The sequence below is a fragment of the Sphingomonas sp. ASY06-1R genome (assembly GCF_052180265.1).
Classification (GTDB): Bacteria; Pseudomonadota; Alphaproteobacteria; order Sphingomonadales; family Sphingomonadaceae; genus Sphingomonas_I.
Window position 1 is genome coordinate 804,825 of record NZ_CP197464.1, and the last position, 17,939, is coordinate 822,763.

Here is a 17,939-nt window from a genome sequence, read left to right on the forward strand (position 1 = left end):
CGACGGGGTTAAGCGAGGTCGGGCAGGCGCCAGTCGATCGGGGGGCGGCCATGCTGTTCCAGGAACGCGTTGGCCTTCGAGAAGTGGCCGGAACCGAAGAAGCCGTTATGCGCCGACAGCGGCGAGGGGTGGGCGGCCTTGAGGACGAGGTGGCGGCCCCCTTTGTCGATATTGTCGACGAAGGCCGCTTTCTTTTGGGCGTAGCTGCCCCACAGCATGAATACGACCGGCTCTGCGCGGGCGTTGATCAGGCGGATGATGGCATCGGTGAAACGTTCCCAGCCGCGCCCCTGATGCGAGGCGGCCATGCTCATCTGCACGGTCAGCACCGCGTTCAGCAGCAGTACGCCCTGTTTGGCCCAATGTTCGAGGAAGCCATGGCCGGCGCGGGGAATGCCGAGATCGCGTTCCATCTCCTTGTAGATGTTGACCAGGCTGGGGGGCGTGCGCACGCCGGGCCGAACGGAGAAGCACAGGCCATGCGCCTGGCCCTCGCCATGATAGGGATCCTGGCCGAGGATCACGACCCGGACGTCGTCCAAGGGCGTCAGATCGAGCGCGCGGAACCAGTCGCCGGACGGCGGGAAGATGCGCTTGCCCGCCTGCTTTTCCGCCACCAGGAAGCTACGCAGCGCCTGCATATAAGGCGCATCGAACTGCTCCTGTAAGGGTTCGCGCCAGCTCGGATGCAGCTTGATCTCGCCCATCGATTCCTCCCCGCCCCGGATGTCCGAGCGGGCAGGCGGGGTCAATCGGCTAGATATGTCCGGCCGAGGGACAATCGAAGGCGAGCGGGCAATGGGCACAATCGGGCGCCTCGGGCCGGCAGACGCGCTGGCCGAGCCGTTTGGTGGCGACGTGGAAGGCCAGGAAATCGTCGCCGCTCCAATCGGGCGCGCCCGCCGTGACCTGTTCGCTGACCGCCTGAATATCGGCATGGGCGCCGACGAACCCCAGGCGCTGCAGCACGCGCTGGACATGGGTATCGACGATGAAGACCGGGCGCCGCAGCGTGCTGCCGTTGAGCGTGGCGGCGGAGACCTTGCGCGCGACGCCGGGCAGTTGTTCCAGCCAGGCGAGCGCGTCTTTCAGCGGGACTTCGCCGAGGAAGTCGAGATGAAGGTGGGGCAATCCCGTTCGATCCGTTGCATGGCCTTTGCCAGATATTCCGCCTTGGCATCGGCAAAGGTCACTTCCGCAATGACATGTCGGATGGCCGCGGGTGCGGCGCGCGCCAATCGCATCGGCGTGGGATAAAGACGGCACAGGCGATGATAGGCCGCGAGCGAGACGGCATCGAGCGTGCGGCTGCTGATCAGCGATTTGACCAGCGCGCCGATCGGCGACCGCGCCGGCGGAAATTCGACCCGGAGCAGCATGGGAGCAAGCGCGCTGTGCCAGCGCTCCAGATCGGCAGACGCGAAGGCGAATCGCTGTTGCATCGTCCGCCAATATCGGAACATAAAGAGAACATATCAAGAGTGATTCGGTGGACCCTGCTCATGTCGAACCAATGCGCATCCGCGCCCGAGTCTGCGGTGCACAACCTGTTCTTTGCCGTCCGGCCGCCCCAGGATGTTCGGGCGCGCGTCGCGAAGGCGACCGCCTCGCTGCCGGTGGGCGGCAAACCCTTGCGCCCCGATCGCCTGCACATCAGCACATCGAATCTGGTGCAGCGGGATGTCGTGCCCCCGGGGCTCGGCGAAGAAGCGGCGGAAGTGGCGGCATCGATCCGGTGCGCGCCGTTCCCGGTGATGTTCGACCGCCTCGTGGCCGGTGCGACATCGATGCTGCTGGTGCCGAGCGCGCCGCTCGATCGACTGCGCATGTTTCGGGAAAGGTTGGGATTCACGCTGATGCGGAGCGGGCTGCCGTTCAGGCTGGCGGGCCAGTTCCGCCCGCATATCACCTTGCTCTACGGCAACGACCTAACGTTCGAGACCGAGATCGATCCGGTCATCTGGACGGTCGAGGAGTTTGTGCTGATCGACAGTCCGGTCGGAAAGACTAAACATGTCGAGATCGGACGCTGGCCGTTGCGGCCCTAGATCAGAGCTGGCGGGCCCGGCGCTTCTTGATTTCGCGTCCAATGAACCAGATCACCCCGCCGGCGATCACCGCCACAACTGCCGCATCAGCATAATGAAGGGCGTGGCTGAGGCGCGGATCGGTGCGCCATGCGACCCCTAGCTTCATGCCGACCCAGGCCAGGCCGAAGCACCAGGGCCAGGAACCGATGAAGGTGTAGAGGTGAAAGCGGAGCAGCGGCATCCGCGCAACGCCGGCCGGGAAGGCGATGAAGGAGCGTACGAAGGGCAGCAGGCGGCAGACCAGAACGGTGATGCTGCCCCAACGCGCGAAGAAATGCTCGGCATGGGCGAGATGGTCCATGTTGAGCAGGACATATTTGCCCCAGCGCGCCACGAACGCGCGGCCGCCATGCTTGCCGACCTCATAGCCGACGATCGAGCCGAGGTTGCAGCCGATCGCGCCCGCGGTCGCGACCAGATACAGGTCGAACCGGCCGGTCGAGACGAGATAGCCCGAAAAGGGCATGATGATCTCGGACGGGAGCGGGATGCAGGCGCTCTCGATCGCCATCAGCAGGACGATACCGAGATAGCCGCTCGCCGAAATGACGGCGATGATCCATGCGGCGACGGGGGCGAGAATGCGTTCGACGATCGACATGGATGCCGGCTGTGCCGGGATCGCGCGACATTGTCGAGGCGATTACTTCGCAGGTGCAGCAACAACCGCCGCCGTAATGGGGCCATTGGCCCCGATCAGGGCCGCGTCACCATGCCCACGCGATCAGCGCTGCGGAAGCAAGGCGATGATGTCGTCCGTGGTTCCGGTTTCGCCAAGGCGCGGAAAGACGCGCGTCACGCTATTTTCGTGCGTTTCCGCCGAGAGATCGGTCATCGCGTCGATCGGCAGGGCCACATTGAAGCCGGCTTCGAAGGCCTGGCGCGCGGTCGATTCGACGCCGATCGCGGTGGCGATGCCGGCGATGACGACCTGGGTTATGCCGTGCGCCTTCAGATAGTGTTCGAGATCGGTATTCACGAACGCGCCCCACGTCTGTTTCGTGACGATATGGTCGGAGGGCTGGCGGTCCAGTTCGGGCACGAGATCGGCCCAGTCAGACGGCGGCGCATCCTGCGGCGGCTGTTCGTTACGACCCGGCGCGCCCCCGGTCACGTGAACCAGCACGACCGGCAATTTCCGCTCGCGAAACGCCTGTGCGAGTTTCGCCGACTTCGCCACAATATCGGCGGATTGATACGGCTTGGTGTCGAGCGCGACGATCCCCTTCTGGAGATCGATCAGGATCAGCGCGGTGTTGGGATCCAGCGTCGTCACGGGCATCGGGCGGTCCTTTGTCGTTCAGGGGAAGCGACGCTCGCGATGACGTCCGTCATCGCGAGCGGGCTCCGGGACCTACAGGACGTATTTGCTGAGGTCCGTGTTCCGCGCGACCGCGGCGAGCTGTGCATCGACATAGGCCGCATCGACGATCAGGGTCGTGCCGCCGCGTTCCTCGGCGTGGAAGCTGATGTCTTCCAGCAGCTTTTCCATCATCGTCTGGAGGCGACGTGCGCCGATATTCTCGACGCTCTCATTCACCTGTGCGGCGGTGCGGGCAATCGCCGCAATACCGTCCTCGGTGAAGGCCAGATCGACCTGCTCGGTGCCAAGCAGGGCACTATATTGCGTCGTCAGGCTGGCGCGCGTGTCGGAGAGGATGCGGACGAAATCCTGTTCCGTCAGCGGCTTCAACTCGACCCGGATCGGCAGACGACCCTGCAATTCAGGCAGAAGATCGCTCGGCTTGGCGACATGGAAGGCGCCGGAGGCGATGAACAGGATATGGTCAGTCTTCATCGGACCATATTTGGTGGCGACGGTCGTGCCCTCGATCAGCGGCAGCAGATCGCGCTGCACGCCTTCGCGGCTGACCGAGCCACCGCGCACGTCGGACACGGCGATCTTGTCGATCTCGTCGAGGAAGACGATGCCATTGGCTTCGGCGTCGGCCAAAGCGGTGCGGTTGACCTCCTCCTGATCGAGCCGCCGGTCGGCTTCTTCCTCGACCAATTTGGTCCAGGCCGCGCGCACCGGCAGCTTGCGCTTCTTCATGCGCGGGCCACTCAGCTTGCCCATGATTTCGGACAGGTTGATCATGCTGGCCTGGCCGCCCGTGCCGGGGATGTCGATCGGCAAGCCGCCGCCCGTATCCTCGACCTCGATCTCGACTTCCTTGTCATCGAGATGGCCATCGTGGAAGCGCTCCCGGAAGGTGGCGCGCGTGGCTTCGGACGCGTCCTTGCCGACGAGGGCATCGATGAGACGTGCCATGGCGGCTTCCTCAGCCTTGTCCTTGACGGCGGTGCGGCGGCGTTCCTTCTCAAGCCGGATCGCTTCCTCGACCAGGTCGCGGGCGATCTGTTCGACGTCGCGGCCGACATAGCCGACCTCAGTGAACTTGGTCGCCTCGACCTTTACGAAGGGGGCGTCAGCAAGCTTGGCGAGACGGCGGCTGATCTCCGTCTTGCCGCAGCCGGTGGGCCCGATCATGAGGATATTCTTGGGGCTGACCTCGTCGCGCAGATCCGGTGCGAGCTTCTGACGGCGCCAGCGATTGCGCATCGCAACCGCAACCGCGCGCTTCGCCTCATCCTGGCCGATAATATGTTCGTCCAGGGCAGCAACAATGGCTTTGGGGGTGAGTGCGTCGTTCATTTCAGTCTTTCGTCATCCTGGCGGAGGCCGGGATCGCGGGAGATGTGACGTGGCGGCGGCGGTTCAGCCGCCTGCGGCCCTGGCCTCCGCCGGGGCGACGTCGTGGTTCAGGTGGCGCTGTCCATCGTCTCGATGGTCAGATTGCCGTTGGTGAAGACGCAGACTTCGCTCGCGATCTGCATCGCCTTGCGCGCGATCGCCTCGGCATCGGCTTCATAGTCGAGCAGCGCGCGGGCGGCGGCGAGCGCATAATTGCCGCCCGATCCAATCGCCGCGATGCCCGCCTCCGGCTCCAGCACGTCGCCATTGCCGGTCAGGATCAGGGTCACGTCCTTGTCGGCGACAATCATCATCGCCTCCAGGTTGCGGAGATATTTGTCGGTCCGCCAATCCTTGGCCAGCTCGACCGCGGCGCGCAGCAATTGGCCGCGATGTTGTTCCAGCTTGCGTTCGAGCCGTTCGAACAAAGTGAATGCATCGGCGGTGGCGCCGGCAAAACCGCCGATCACTTCACCATCGCCCAGGCGGCGCACCTTGCGTGCGTTCGGCTTGATCACTGTGTTGCCGAGGCTGACCTGACCATCGCCGGCCACCACGACCTTACCGTTTTTGCGGACCGACAGGATCGTTGTCCCATGCCAGCCTATTTTATCTTGCGTCATTACCCATCCCGTCAATTGGTGGGCGGGATATGGGAAAGCCAAAAGGCTTGTGCAACGCGGCACAGAACGTGTCCGTATCGGCCACATTAGCAATCATGCATTCATAATAGAATTCGTAGGCGCCCCCCCGCAAAGGTGGCGCAACGCGGAGTCGGCACCTATATGCCCTGTTTCCCAAGGAGTATTGACGTGGCGACTGACAATCAGGAATTGATTACCCTTACGGCAGACATTGTTGCTGCGCATGTGAGCAACAATAGCGTTCCCACCGCCGAAGTGGGTAGCCTCATCCAGAGTGTCTATAGCGCGCTTCAGCAGGTCGGTACCAATGTGGCGGAGCCGCAGGCAGAAAAGCCCAAGGGTGCGGTTTCGGCCCGTGCTTCGATCAAGCCGGATTATCTGATCAGCATGATCGACGGCAAGCAGTACAAGATGCTGCGCCGTCATATCTCGCAGCATGGTTACACGCCGGAGAGCTACCGCGAAGCCTTTGGTCTGGCGCGTGATTATCCGATGGTCGCGTCCAACTATGCCGAACAGCGCCGTGCATTGGCCCACAAGATCGGTCTTGGTCGCAAGCCGCGTACCGGTGGCGCGAAGCCTGGCCGCAAGCCTAAAGTGACTGTGTAAGACTTAGCTCAGGGCAGCTGAAAATGGCCGCGGACCTTCGGGTTCGCGGCCATTTTTATGCGCGTCGTCCTTGTCGCACCGCGGCAAAAGCCGCATATGCGGACGATGCAAGAACCCCTGGAAGCAAAACCCGCGCTGCAAAGCGGCGGGCCCGGCATGGCTTTCGGGCTGTTCGTCGCACTGATCGCGTCGTTGATGGCAGTGACGCCCTTCGGCATCGATTCGATGCTTCCCGCGCTGCCGGAAATTGGCCGGGCGTTAAATATTTCGACCGAGAATCATCAACAATGGATCATTGCCGTCTATGTGATGGGCTTTGGTTCTTCCCAGATCATCTATGGTCCGCTGTCCGACAGCTATGGCCGTAAGCCCATCCTGGTCGTCAGCCTGCTGCTGTTCGCGGCGATGAGCATCATTGCCGGTCTGTCGCAAAGCTTTGAATCCTTGCTGGTCGCGCGCTTGTTCCAGGGCATTGCCGGTGGATCGGGCCGGGTGCTGACCGTGTCGATCGTGCGCGATTGCTTTTCGGGTCGCCAGATGGCGCGGGTGATGTCGATATCGTTCATGATCTTCCTGGCGGTGCCGATCATGGCGCCCAGCCTTGGCCAGTTGATCATGTTGTTCGGAAGCTGGCGGCTGATCTTCTTCTTCCTGGCCGGCTTTGCGGGCGTGGTCGTCACCATCTCCGGCTTGTTGATGCGCGAGACGCTGCACCCCGAATATCGCCGGCCTTTGTCGGCGCGCGCGATCGGGCAGGGGATCCTGCAAACGGTCCGCGAGCGTACCGCGCTGGGCTATATGATCGCGATGACGCTGATCTTCGGCGCGCTGATGGGCTTCATCAATTCGGTGCAGCAGATCTTCGCCGACATCTTCCACGCATCGAACTGGTTCCCGGCCGTGTTCGCGGGCGTCGGGCTGTCGATGGCGGTCTCGGCCTTCATCAATTCGCGCATTGTGGAGCGGTTCGGCACCCGCAAGGTCTCGCACACGGCGTTACTTGGGATGATCGTCGTCAGCGGCGTGCATGTCGCGGTCGCGATGACGCGTCATGAAACGATGCTGAGCTTTGCGCTACTGCAATGGGCCACGATGTTCTGCTTCGGCCTGATCGGATCCAATTTCGGATCGATGGCGATGGAGAATGTTGGTGAGATTGCCGGCACCGCATCGTCGGTACAGGGGTTCGTCTCGACCTGCGGCGGCGCGCTGCTGGGCCTGGCGGTCGGCCAGGCCTTTAACGGGACGGTCGTACCGCTGGCGCTGGGCTTCCTGCTGCTAGGGATCGCGGCGCTGGTGGTCGTGCTCATCACGGAACGCGGCAAATTGTTTCGGTCGCATAATGCGCCGCTCTCGATGGAGCCGGCCTTCCACTGAGCAGTTCCTCGAGAGGTCGCGATTAGCTGTCGATGCCGTGCCGCGCTAACAGCCAGGCCGCATTTTCTGGCGCTGCAGGGCTGCTCGCGTAGTTCGCCTTCATACCGACAGATACCTGGAAGCTCACGCGATGCTCGCCAGGCCGGAGACTCATACATGCGGACTGTCGGCGTTCGCCCAGTTGCGGCCGCTTAACTGACCGGTCATATTCTTGGCATGAGCGACCTCCAAGTTGCAGAGATACCATTCGAAGAAGGCGGCATCCGCTATCGCTACGCCCGCAAATTGTCGGCTGATGGCTCGCGCTGGATAAGAGAGGGGCTGTTCCAAGCATTTCACCCGAACGGCACGCTTGCGACTGAAGGGATCTACCGGGAGGGCCTTGAAGACGGAGCGTGGCGGGACTTCCATGAGAACGGCCTACTCGCTGCGGCAGGCGTCTACCGTGATGGGAAAGAGGCTGGGCCGTGGCAATACTGGAACGCTGACGGGAGCGTAGAAGCTAGCAGATAGCTGCCGGTCGGCTTACCGCCAGTTATCACCGTTCCGCGGCCTTCAGACCACGCTTACGCCGAGCCAGCACTTTTTGGTCGTGAGATCCTCGCTCACGACGACCAACACACTAAAAATCTATATAGGACCTCTCGGTAATTCCCTCCCCATCCTGCTTCGGTTGGATAACAGCACGCTAGGCCGGAAACTCATAAATGGGGACTGTCGGCATTCGCCTCAATTTTAGACATTTAGCCGTTGCGAGTTGTCAGGTGGGCGAGCAGTTCTTTCAAGGATGCGACGGCCTCTTCGTCTGCCGCGACTTTGCCGCTTTTAGCCCAGCGGTGAAGCTCAACAAGCAACTTCGCTTCCTGTTCGCTCCCCTTCGATATGATCGTTGAATGGTCGCAGGCATCTTGGATTGTGGAGCCTACGTGCAGGTGTCGGAAGTGGCGTTCCTCGCCCGGTTCAGGTGTCTCGTTAACTTCGAGCAGGAGCGACAACAGCGATCCGTCTTCACGCCGGAAGTCAGCGAATATCGATCCTCCATCCCGCAAGATGCCACCGCTCACCAGCGTTAGGTCCATCGAAGCTAAATAACTGATCGGCCCGCCCGGACAATGCGCTTCCCACCACATTCAGAGGTCCGACGCCAAGCGCGTTGAGTGACCGAAAGCGACCCCTATTGCAGATGTGACGCGCCAAGTTACGCTGTTAGCATGAATGAAGAAGACGACATTGACCGTTATGAGCCGCTCGATCCTGGTCAAGAGTGGGATCAGGAACTTGCCAACGACCTCATTGGGGCGACGCTCTTTATCGGGATTACGCATCTCGACAATGCAGGTAATCTTGTTGGACGCGAGCAAGTGTTTGGTACCGTCGAGGGCGTTTCGGAGCGGGCTGGCATCAAGCTCATTCAAACCGATGGCGAAGCCTACACAATCGCACCCGTGCTCGCCGCAATAGATGCAGGCGAGATCGGCTCCTACCGGTTTGCTGAGGACGGCGAACTCGTTCAGAATCCAGACTTCGTTGCTTGGATCACAGCGACGCGCCCGCATCTAAATTGAACCATAATCTAACGTCCGCTGCCCACCAATCTTGGTCGTTCAGCTGTTGCGCCGAAGCGGTCGTTTATGGGCTCAATACCAGGCTGATTTGCTGTCCCGCTTTGAGTTGAGCGGCCGATAGCGTGCTACCAATTTTCCTTAATAATCCTTCGACACGCGCAGATTGACGCTCTGGCGCCCGATCGTGGAGATGGAGGACAAGACGGACAGCCAGCGCGTGATGCGGAATTCGACGCTGGTGGCGCTGTAGCCGGCACCGTCGGTGATCAATTCGACATAGGTGCGGTGGCCCACATTCTTGCCCGCCGCGATCGCGCTTTTCTGACCGGTGGTCACGTCCGCGGGCAAGATGCGCAGGCGATCGAGATGGACCGCCTTGCGGATCGCATTGATCGGATCGAGGTTCAGGCCGCCCCCGCTGCCGCCGCGCAGGCCCGCCACCGCCGCCGCCAGCTGCAGGGCCTCAGGCGCCGACAGGTTGGTGATCGACGTGCCGAACAGCAGCCGCGACAAGAGCTCGTCCTCCGGCAAAGCCGGCGTACTCTGGAAGGCGATATCGGGATGCAGCCCGGTGCCGGTGACGTGGATGGTCGCGTTGAGCCCCTGAATGTCGGCCAGTGCGGTGATGTCGAGCACCGGATCGGGCGGGGCCTCGCCGGTGAAGCGGATGGCGCCACGATCCAGATTGAAGCGCCGTCCGGCGAATTGATAGCCGCCGCGCACCAGATCCGCCCGGCCGCCGATCGCGGGATTGTCGACCGCGCCCTTGATCGTGAGATCCGCCCGCCATTCGCTGTCGAGACCCAAACCGGTGACCATCAGGCGGCTGCTGGCGCGTGCCTTGAGATCGAGATTCCAGGGCCGCGTCGGCACATTATCGTCATCATCGTCATCGAAGCGATTGAGTTCGGTGACGTTGAGATGCGGCACCTCCGCAGCGGTGGTGCTGCCCAGACGGAAGCGGCCCTTTTCGATCCGCACATCGCCGCCGATCGTGCCGCCATTGCCACTGGATTTCAGCGTGAGCGGGCCGGTGACGGTGGCGCCGATATCGTCGCGGTTGAGCAGAACGGCATTTTGCGCCTGGATGGCGAGATCGATGCCGAGACCCTTGCCCGCCCCGAACTGGAAACTGCCGCGGCCGCTGACGGTGCCGCCGCTGCCGGCGCGGCCGGTCATCTGATCGATATTCAGGCGCGACCCGTCGAAACTGCCGGTCGCCTTGATCGCGTCGATGATCGTGCCGGTGACCGCGCTTTCGATGCGCCCGCCGTCGGTCGCCAGCCGCCCGCTGATGCGCGGATTGGCGGGGGTGCCGCCAATATCGGCCGAAACCGACATCGGACCGGAGACGTCGATCGTCTCGACCCCAATCAGGCGCCACAGCGTGTCGGCCGGCCCGGCATAGCGGATCTGGGCGAATAAAGGCGCATCGAACAGACGCGAGATGATGTCTTCGCCGGGAGGAAGCGGGGCGACACGCGCCTGGCCGCGACCGAGGACCCGGCCATTGCTGACCACGACGGCGCGGCCGGCCAGCCCGCGCGGCGTCAGGACTGCGGCAAGCCCCAGATCGACCGGCTGGGAGCTCAGGACGAGGCCCGACCGGGTGATGCCGCGTACCGCCACGTCGATGCGCCCGGTCGGCGCGCCCCCGGCATCGTGCTGGAAATTGAGCTTGCCGCTGGCATATCCGCCCAGGCCGAGATTGGGATTGACGATGTCGAGCAAGGCCAAGGGCATATGTTCGAGCCCGGCTTCGATCCGCGCCGAGGTGCGGCCGAAGCGGCCCGCCAGGGTCGCATTGCCGCCGGCATAGGCAATCCGCGCGGGCGCCAACGTCCACGCATCATCGCTCATCGCCAGCTCGATCGGGCCGGACAAGGTGATCGGCTTGCCCTCGACATTGCCGGTCCCGGTGATCGACATATGGCCGGGGGTAAGGCGCGCGGTCACGTTGAGATCGAAGGCGCGGCGACGGGTGCCTGCCGCGGTGACGGCGACGGTGCCAAGCCCCGCCTTCAAATGCGCCTCCGCATTGACCCGGGCGAGCGACAGCGCGCCACGCGAGAAACCGAAGGCGCGGAACGTACCGTCCACCACGCTGCCCGCCGGATCCAGCAGGATCGCGCCATCGGCACGGCCGCGTCGCATCTTGATCGGCTGGGCGCTGGCGATGATCGCATTGGTGAAGGTCAGGTGGGGCTCAATCCGCTGCAGCGTGCCCTGCGGTGCAAATCCGATCGACCCGCCGATCCCGCCGCCGGCAAGATCGAGCCGCCCGGTGAAGCCTGCGGTGCCGGAGGTAAGCGCACCCTTGGCATGGGTGCCGGACACGGCCAGATCGGCGACGTCTATGACGGTCGGCTGGTTGGGCGCGGTGCGGATCAGGCCATGCGCCTGGAACGGCCGGGCCAGCGAGCCGCCCGCCGCCCGGAACTGGAAGCCTTCGGGAACGGGATCGAGATTGAGCGCCACCTGAGTCAGGCCCAGCGCCTCGACCGGGCGGTCGAGCTGCAAGTCCACCTTGGGATGATCGATCGCGCCATCCAGCTGCAGCTTGAACGTCCCATAGGACGCCTGCTTGCCGGCGCCATCGAACTGGAAGGTGCCGTCCCGCCGCCGGATGCCCGCGCCGACGATCCGGATTGCCGGACCGGTCAGCACGGTATTGGAGAAATGGAGGACGCCATCGGTGCTGCGCACGAGGCGCGTGTCGATGCGCGGATTGCCGCCGGCCAGACTGGCGAGGAACGCATTGTCGAAGCGGCGCACGATCGCCTGACCCGTGCCGGAGACGATGGTGCCGACGCCGTTGGGGCCGGGCAGCACCGTCACCTTGGTCTGCACGTCGACAATGCCCAATCCCGGGATCAGATAGCGCGCCAAGCCACCGGCAATGGCGATATCGTAGCGGCCCGTGACCAGATCGAGGCGGAGCTGAAGCTTGCCCTTCAACTTGTCGGACGACAGCGAGAGATCCTGGCCGACGACGGTCTTCGCGTCGACGCGCAGCACGCCGCCGACCGCCAGATTGCGCAGGATCCCGCCCGCCACCGTGCCAAGCCCGGTGACCTGGGCCGCCTGCAGCTTGATCGGGACCGCGACCGGCGCCGCCGACCAGCGGCCTTCGCCCGTCGCCTTGATATTGTCGAACCCGGTGGTGTCGAAGGCGATGTGCGGGCTGGCGAGCGTGTAGCGGAAGCTGGTCGTCCGGAACGGCCCGTCCAGCGTGGCATGAAGATGGACGTCGCGGCCGGTCATGTTGGGGAACAGCGCCGGCGGCTTGAGCAGCCTGGCGTCGAGCGACAGGCGCGAAAAGGCCGAGTTGCCGAGATCGATGGCGCCGGCGGCCGCGAATTGGAGGGCGGGGGAGGCCAGGTTGAGATGGCCGTTCAGGCGCCGATCGACGAGCGTGCCCGCGCCGGCGACCCTGACCTGGGGCGCCGTCAGCCGCTGAAGCTTGCCCTTGAGGAAGTTGGACGGCGCGATCGTGCCGGCCAGGCTGTAGCGGCCGTTGCGCACGCCGATGCCCAGATCCGAGAAGCGCTTGCCGCCGAGCGTGCCATGGACCGCGCCATCCCAGACGTGCCAGGTGCCGCGGCCGCCGATGCGCAGCGTGATCGCTTCCTTCACGCCTGCCAGTCCGGCGATGATGCCCGCGCCGGGACCATCGAGCGCGCCAATGAGATGGAAGCGATCGCCATCGGGCTCTGCGTCCAGATCGAGCAGCACGCGGTCGCGCGCCGTGCTGGTCGCGCGCAAACCGATCATCGCACGGCGGCCATGAATATGCGCCTTGCCGACCAGGCGCACGGTTTCGGCGTGACCGCCCACCGCCGCGCCGACCTTCAGGCGATCCACCTGGAGCGCGGCGATGCGGATATCGAAGCCCGGGAGGATCGGGCTGCCCGGCTTGCTGTGCAGCACCGGTAACCGATCCAGGATGATCAAGGGGGCGGCCAGCCGATCGATGTTGAGCAGATTCTTGGCCCAGTCCAACGGGTGCCAATCCAGCTTGATTTCCGGCGCCTCGAAAAACTGCCCTTTGAGATCGTAGAGGCGGACGTCGCGCAAGGTTGCGCGGCGCCAGATCGACCCCTCGATCCGACCGATCTTGATGCGAAGGCCGCTGCTGGGCCGCATCGCGGCAATGCGATCCGCGATCAGGCGGTGGCCAGGCTGGGTGTCGATGCTCCAGACCATGGCGAGGAGCAAAGCGATCAGCGACGCAATCGCAATGCCGATCCCACGCAGGATCCGCCAGCGGCGGCGGGGACGTACGGGCCGCACCGCCTCGTCGCTTTCCGGCGTAGGGGCAATCGCGTCGGTCATCAGAAGGCCTGGCCGAGCGACACGTAGACCGCCACGCGCGATTCCCCGCTGCGGCGATCCAGCGGCGTGCCGACATCGACGCGGATCGGCCCGAAGCTGGAATAATAACGTACGCCCAGACCCGTGCCGTACCGCAGGCCGGTCAATTTGGGCAGGCTGCTGTCGTAGAGATTGCCCGCATCCAGGAACGGTACGACCCCGAAGGCGCCGAAGCGGACGCGGGCCTCCAGCGCGAATTCGTTGAGCGAACGCCCGCCGACGGGATCGTTATCGACATCGACGGGCCCGATCTTCTGATAGCCATAGCCGCGTACCGAACCGCCGCCGCCCGAATAGAAACGGCGGGACGGCGCGATACTGTCGCGCGAGACGCCGGTGATCGAGCCGAACCGCACGCGCCCGGCAATCACTACCCGGTCGCCCAATGGCTGATAGCCGCTCGCGTCGATCTGCATCTTGGCATAAGCGTGCGTGCCCGACTGCAGCGACAATTCGGGCGACAGCCGGCCGGACAGGCGGAAGCCGCGGGTCGGGTTGAGCAGATCGTCCGATCCATCATAGCCGAGACTGGTCGGCGCGGCGGCGACCAGGAAGGTGCGGCGGCGGGGCGCGCCGGTCGCGACGACGGTGTCCTTTTCGCGGGTCGCCACGAATTCGCTGCCCAGCGACCAGGTCCAGGTCTTTTGCCAGATGATGTTGGTCTGGCGCTCGATACTGGCGCCGACCGTGAAGGTCTTGGCGTCATACGCATCGAAATTGCTGTGGGAGGCGACAATCTGCGCGTTGAGGATGCGATCGCGCGCGTTGAAATTGCTCTGCCGCAGCACCGCGCCCAGCGATTGTTCGCGCGTCCCGGCCACGCCGCGGAAGGTGACCGCGCCTTCGGGCTTGATCAGGTTGCGGTGCTGCCATGACGCTTCGACGCGGACACCTTCGCCCGTGCCGTAACCGAGCTCGCCCGCGACGGTGCGCGCCGGCGCGCGATCGATATGGACGGCAATATCGACGACGCCGGGATCGGCGGTCGGCTGGGGCGTGATCGTGACGGCGGAGACGAGGCTGGTCGCGATCAGGGCGCGGCGCAGATCCTCCAGCCGGGCGGCGTCATAGCGTTCGCCGGGGTGAAAGCGCGCGATGATGGCGAGATGTTCGGCCGAGAATGTCTGCTTCTGGCCGGTCGGCACGATCCGCCCGAAGCGCGCGCGCACGCCCGGCGATACGGGCAGCGTCAGCGTCGCCTTGTTGAGCTGATGATCGATCGCGACCTGGGGCTCGCCGACCTTGGCGAAGGGATAGCCTTCCCGTCCGAGCGTCGCCTGGAAAGCGGCGACCGCGGCCAGGACCTTGTCCGCATCGACATCGTCGCCCGCCTTGACCGAGAATTTGCCGGCCAAAGCGGCCGCTTCGGTGCCGGCGGCGTCCAGGCCCGGCAAGGTGACCGTCGTGAACTGATAGGCGTCGCGCGGCCGCACCGTCACGCGCACGATGGTTTCGGCATCGCCCGGCGTCGAGCTGACGGTGGCGGCGACGCGGCCGTCATAATGGCCTTCCGCCGCCAACAGCTGGCGAACCAGTTCCTCGTCATCGCGCGCGCGGCGATTGATCTGGGCGGCGTTCGCGGGCTTGCCCTGATTGGTGACCAGCGCCGACAATTGATTGAAGCGGGTCTTGAAGCCGCTGCCCAGATCGTCGGCGCCTTCCAGGATGACGCGATAGCGTTTGAGCCGATCCGCCACGGTACCCTGCACCTCGGTCGCGCCGACGGTGGGGGCGGCATCGATCTTCGCGGGATCGGGCCAGTCGACCCCCAGATCGGGCATCGGCGCCATGTCGCTCGGCGCGGTCTGGACGGGCGGAATATCGATCAGCGGCGGCGGCGCGGCGGCGGCGTCCTGGGCGTGAAGCGGCGCGAAGGCAGAGAGGAGGAGGGCCGCCGCGACCGATAAACGCGAAGCGTGCCGCGGCGAGACGGGGACCATGATCCCGTCCTAATGAAGGACCGCGCGGGCCGCCAGCGTCCTTTGCCGCCCCCGCACACATGTCATCCCGTAAAACTGGCGGAAAGTTCGGAAAACTGGCAGGAAAGCCACATGGCCACCAAAACCCCGAGCGCCGCCGGCGGCGCGTTCATTGCCCTCGCTATCCTGATCGGCGCAATTGCGGGGGGCGTGAGCGGACAACCGACGATCGGGGTGCTGGCGGGCGCGGCGGCGGGCACCGTCCTGGCGGTGCTGATCTGGTTGCAGGACCGCAAAAGGATCAACCGCTAAGCCGGTTCGCCACGCCACGGCGGAACGAGGCAGGACGGATCACGTTCAAGCCCTATGGCAACAGCACGATTGCGTCATGTCGACGACAAGATACCCGGCATCACCCGACAGCGCGCGGGGCATGGCTGGGCCTATTTCCTCGCGTCCGGCGAACGCATCAAGGATCGGGACGAGATCGATCGGCTGAACGCGATCGCGCTGCCGCCGGCCTATATCAAGGCCTGGTATTGCCCCTTTCCGAACGGCCATATCCAGGCGACCGGCGTCGATGCGCGCGGGCGCAAGCAATATCGCTATCATGTGGATTTCCGGGCCGCGCAGGAAGCGGACAAATATGAGCGCTGCGCCGAATTCGGCCGCGCCTTGCCCAAGCTGCGGGCCAAGGTGGAGGCGGATCTGGCGGGCCGCAAACTGGCGCGCGATACGGTGATCGCCGCGGTCGTGCGCCTGCTCGACCTGGGGCATATCCGCGTCGGCAACGAGGCCTATGCCAAGGAGAATAAGAGCTTCGGCGCGACCACGCTGCGCAACCGCCACGCCAAGGTGAGCGGCGGGACGCTGAAGCTGGAATATATGGGCAAATCGGGCAAGAAGCAGCGATTGACCATCCAGGATCGGCGGCTGGCATCGATCGTACGCCGCACCCAGGATCTGCCGGGCCAGCATCTGTTCGAATATCTGGATGATGCCGGCGCGGCGCAGCCGGTCGGCTCGGCCGAGGTCAACGACTATATCCGCGAGGCGACGGGTGGCGACTTCACCGCCAAGCATTTCCGGACGTGGGGCGCGAGCCTGCTGGCGTTCGAGCATATCCTGACCACGGCCAAGGACGGCAAGCCGGCGCTGAAGACGATGCTGGAGGCGGTGGCCGCGGCCCTGGGCAACACGCCCGCAATCAGCCGCAAATCCTATGTCCACCCTGCACTGATCGAGCTGTGCCGCGGCGGCGATGCGAGCGAATTGTGTGAATTGAAATTGCCGCGCGCGACGCAATGGCTGGACAGCCATGAGCGTGCGCTGATCGCCTTCCTCGACGAGCTTGCGCGGGAAGGCAAAAAGCAGGCCCAGGCCGCCTGAGATGCCGGTGACGACGAACAATGCGGCGGCGACCGCGCCGCTGCGCGTGTCGGGCAGCAGCATCCAGATGCTGTGGGACGAAAGCATCGCCTGGGCGCTGAGCCACTATCTGCAGGTCACCATCGCGCTGGGCGCGGGATTGCTGATCGCTGCGGTCCTGTATGCGATCCGTTGGGCGGGCGTTCGGCTGTGCCGCAAGCGCCTGGGCAATGCGCATTGGCCGCAGACGATCGGGCGGGTGTTCGCGGCGACGCGGCCCTGGTTCATCGCCTTGTTCGCGGCGAAATTGGTGTCGGGCTATGCATTCCCGCCGCCGCTGCTGGCGCAGACGATCAACGTGCTCTTCACTATCGCGGCGGCGCTCCAGGGCGCTTTGTGGGTCCGCGAGGCGATCCTGGGCGTGATCGAATATCGTGCCGGTGGCGATCAGCCCGGCGCACTGGGCTCGGCGATCGGCATCATCCGGCTGCTCGTGACGATCACCCTGTTCGCGATCGCGATCGTGCTGATCCTCGACAATCTGGGGGTGAACGTCACCGGCCTGGTCGCGGGTCTCGGCATTGGCGGTATCGCCATCGGCCTTGCCGCCAAGGGAATATTCGACGATCTGTTCTCGGCCTTGTCGATCATCTTCGACCGGCCGTTCCAGCGTGGCGATTCGATCAAGTGGGACAATACCAGCGGGACGGTCGAGGCGATCGGCCTGAAGACGACGCGGATCCGTGCGGTCACCGGCGAGGAGGTGGTGATCTCCAACACCAACCTGCTCAACAAGGAATTGCACAATATGGCGCGGCTCGCGCGTCGCCGGATCGTGATGACCCTGGGCGTGGCTTATTATACTTCGCCCGAATTGTGCGAGCGCTTGCCCGCCATCGTTCGCGACGTCGTCGAGCGACACGACAAGTGCGCGCTGATACGCTGCGGCCTCACCAATTTCGGCGCGTCGAGCCTGGACTTCGAACTTCAGTTCGATGTCCGATCGGAACTGTATGACGAGGTGTTCACCGCCCGGAACGACGTGTCGATCGGAATCCTCAAAGCGTTCCACGAGGCTGGCATCGACTTAGCCTTCCCGACGCAGGTCGAGATCAGTGCAAGGGCGGACGGGCGGCCGATCGATCCGCCGGAGACGGCCGCGCCGGAATATGAACCGAGTTTGGCGGTGCCGCCGCGCGGTCCGATCACGCATCCGCCAGCCAGCGGCGAGATTGCGCCGGACTGACGCCGTCGGAGGGAACCGCGGCCGGTCGCGCCGGTTGGGTTTGCAGCAAGGA

Annotated in this window: 17 protein-coding genes; 7 read left to right on the forward strand and 10 right to left on the reverse strand. The window is 64.4% G+C overall.

Annotation, left to right across the window (positions count from 1 at the left end; genetic code table 11):
* Positions 1-8: 8 nt before the first annotated feature.
* Genes ung through ACSBM8_RS04085 form a run of 3 tightly spaced genes read right to left on the reverse strand, consistent with a single transcriptional unit; the run spans position 9 to position 1,442 of the window.
* Complete coding sequence (ung, locus tag ACSBM8_RS04075) at positions 9-707, reverse strand: uracil-DNA glycosylase (RefSeq protein WP_442680381.1); 699 nt, start codon at positions 705-707, stop codon at positions 9-11.
* A 49-nt stretch (positions 708-756) separates the two neighbouring features.
* Positions 757-1,131, reverse strand: coding sequence for an endonuclease III domain-containing protein (locus ACSBM8_RS04080; RefSeq protein ID WP_442680382.1), 375 nt, complete (start codon positions 1,129-1,131; stop codon positions 757-759).
* The gene (locus tag ACSBM8_RS04085; protein ID WP_442680383.1) at positions 1,089-1,442 is read right to left on the reverse strand and encodes a hypothetical protein; all 354 of its coding nucleotides are present in this window, start codon (positions 1,440-1,442) and stop codon (positions 1,089-1,091) included. The genes ACSBM8_RS04080 and ACSBM8_RS04085 overlap by 43 nt, the downstream gene beginning before the upstream one ends.
* A 39-nt stretch (positions 1,443-1,481) precedes the next feature.
* On the opposite strand from ACSBM8_RS04085, the gene ACSBM8_RS04090 reads away from it, so the two are divergent.
* Positions 1,482-2,048: a 2'-5' RNA ligase family protein gene (locus tag ACSBM8_RS04090; protein ID WP_442680384.1), complete on the forward strand. Its 567-nt coding sequence runs from the start codon at positions 1,482-1,484 to the stop codon at positions 2,046-2,048.
* A 1-nt stretch (position 2,049) separates the two neighbouring features.
* Here the strand turns inward: ACSBM8_RS04090 and ACSBM8_RS04095 are convergent, their stop codons facing one another.
* From ACSBM8_RS04095 to hslV, 4 genes are all read right to left on the reverse strand, one after another.
* Positions 2,050-2,685 (reverse strand): DedA family protein, encoded by a 636-nt coding sequence (locus ACSBM8_RS04095; RefSeq protein WP_442681484.1) that lies wholly within the window; start codon positions 2,683-2,685, stop codon positions 2,050-2,052.
* Positions 2,686-2,814: 129 nt separating this feature from the next.
* Positions 2,815-3,372, reverse strand: coding sequence for an isochorismatase family protein (locus ACSBM8_RS04100; protein ID WP_442680385.1), 558 nt, complete (start codon positions 3,370-3,372; stop codon positions 2,815-2,817).
* Positions 3,373-3,444: 72 nt separating this feature from the next.
* Positions 3,445-4,746, reverse strand: a complete 1,302-nt coding sequence (hslU, locus tag ACSBM8_RS04105) for an ATP-dependent protease ATPase subunit HslU (RefSeq protein WP_442680386.1) — start codon at positions 4,744-4,746, stop codon at positions 3,445-3,447.
* Positions 4,747-4,853: 107 nt separating this feature from the next.
* A complete protein-coding gene (gene hslV / locus ACSBM8_RS04110) occupies positions 4,854-5,408 on the reverse strand; it encodes an ATP-dependent protease subunit HslV (protein WP_442680387.1) in 555 nt (184 codons plus the stop codon).
* Positions 5,409-5,597: 189 nt separating this feature from the next.
* On the opposite strand from hslV, the gene ACSBM8_RS04115 reads away from it, so the two are divergent.
* Both ACSBM8_RS04115 and ACSBM8_RS04120 read left to right on the forward strand, forming a co-directional pair.
* Positions 5,598-6,038, forward strand: coding sequence for a MucR family transcriptional regulator (locus tag ACSBM8_RS04115; RefSeq protein WP_442680388.1), 441 nt, complete (start codon positions 5,598-5,600; stop codon positions 6,036-6,038).
* A gap of 105 nt (positions 6,039-6,143) precedes the next feature.
* Positions 6,144-7,415 (forward strand): multidrug effflux MFS transporter, encoded by a 1,272-nt coding sequence (locus ACSBM8_RS04120; RefSeq protein WP_442680389.1) that lies wholly within the window; start codon positions 6,144-6,146, stop codon positions 7,413-7,415.
* A 743-nt stretch (positions 7,416-8,158) separates the two neighbouring features.
* Here the strand turns inward: ACSBM8_RS04120 and ACSBM8_RS04125 are convergent.
* Positions 8,159-8,545, reverse strand: coding sequence for a hypothetical protein (locus ACSBM8_RS04125; protein ID WP_442680390.1), 387 nt, complete (start codon positions 8,543-8,545; stop codon positions 8,159-8,161).
* A gap of 81 nt (positions 8,546-8,626) precedes the next feature.
* On the opposite strand from ACSBM8_RS04125, the gene ACSBM8_RS04130 reads away from it, so the two are divergent.
* A complete protein-coding gene (locus ACSBM8_RS04130) occupies positions 8,627-8,980 on the forward strand; it encodes a hypothetical protein (RefSeq protein WP_442680391.1) in 354 nt (117 codons plus the stop codon).
* Positions 8,981-9,118: 138 nt separating this feature from the next.
* Here the strand turns inward: ACSBM8_RS04130 and ACSBM8_RS04135 are convergent, their stop codons facing one another.
* Complete coding sequence (locus tag ACSBM8_RS04135) at positions 9,119-13,315, reverse strand: translocation/assembly module TamB domain-containing protein (RefSeq protein WP_442680392.1); 4,197 nt, start codon at positions 13,313-13,315, stop codon at positions 9,119-9,121.
* Entirely contained in the window at positions 13,315-15,294 is a 1,980-nt protein-coding gene (locus ACSBM8_RS04140; protein WP_442680393.1) for an autotransporter assembly complex protein TamA, read from the reverse strand. Before ACSBM8_RS04140 ends, ACSBM8_RS04135 begins: the two co-directional genes overlap by 1 nt.
* 111 nt (positions 15,295-15,405) lie before the next feature.
* Between ACSBM8_RS04140 and ACSBM8_RS04145 the strand changes: the two genes are divergently transcribed.
* The 3 genes from ACSBM8_RS04145 to ACSBM8_RS04155 are packed head-to-tail and all read left to right on the forward strand — an operon-like array spanning position 15,406 to position 17,887.
* On the forward strand, positions 15,406-15,585 hold the full coding sequence (locus tag ACSBM8_RS04145; protein WP_442680394.1) for a hypothetical protein: 180 nt from the start codon (positions 15,406-15,408) through the stop codon (positions 15,583-15,585).
* A gap of 54 nt (positions 15,586-15,639) precedes the next feature.
* Positions 15,640-16,662: a DNA topoisomerase IB gene (locus ACSBM8_RS04150; RefSeq protein WP_442680395.1), complete on the forward strand. Its 1,023-nt coding sequence runs from the start codon at positions 15,640-15,642 to the stop codon at positions 16,660-16,662.
* 1 nt (position 16,663) lies between these two features.
* Positions 16,664-17,887: a mechanosensitive ion channel family protein gene (locus tag ACSBM8_RS04155; protein ID WP_442680396.1), complete on the forward strand. Its 1,224-nt coding sequence runs from the start codon at positions 16,664-16,666 to the stop codon at positions 17,885-17,887.
* The last annotated feature ends 52 nt before the right edge of the window (positions 17,888-17,939 follow it).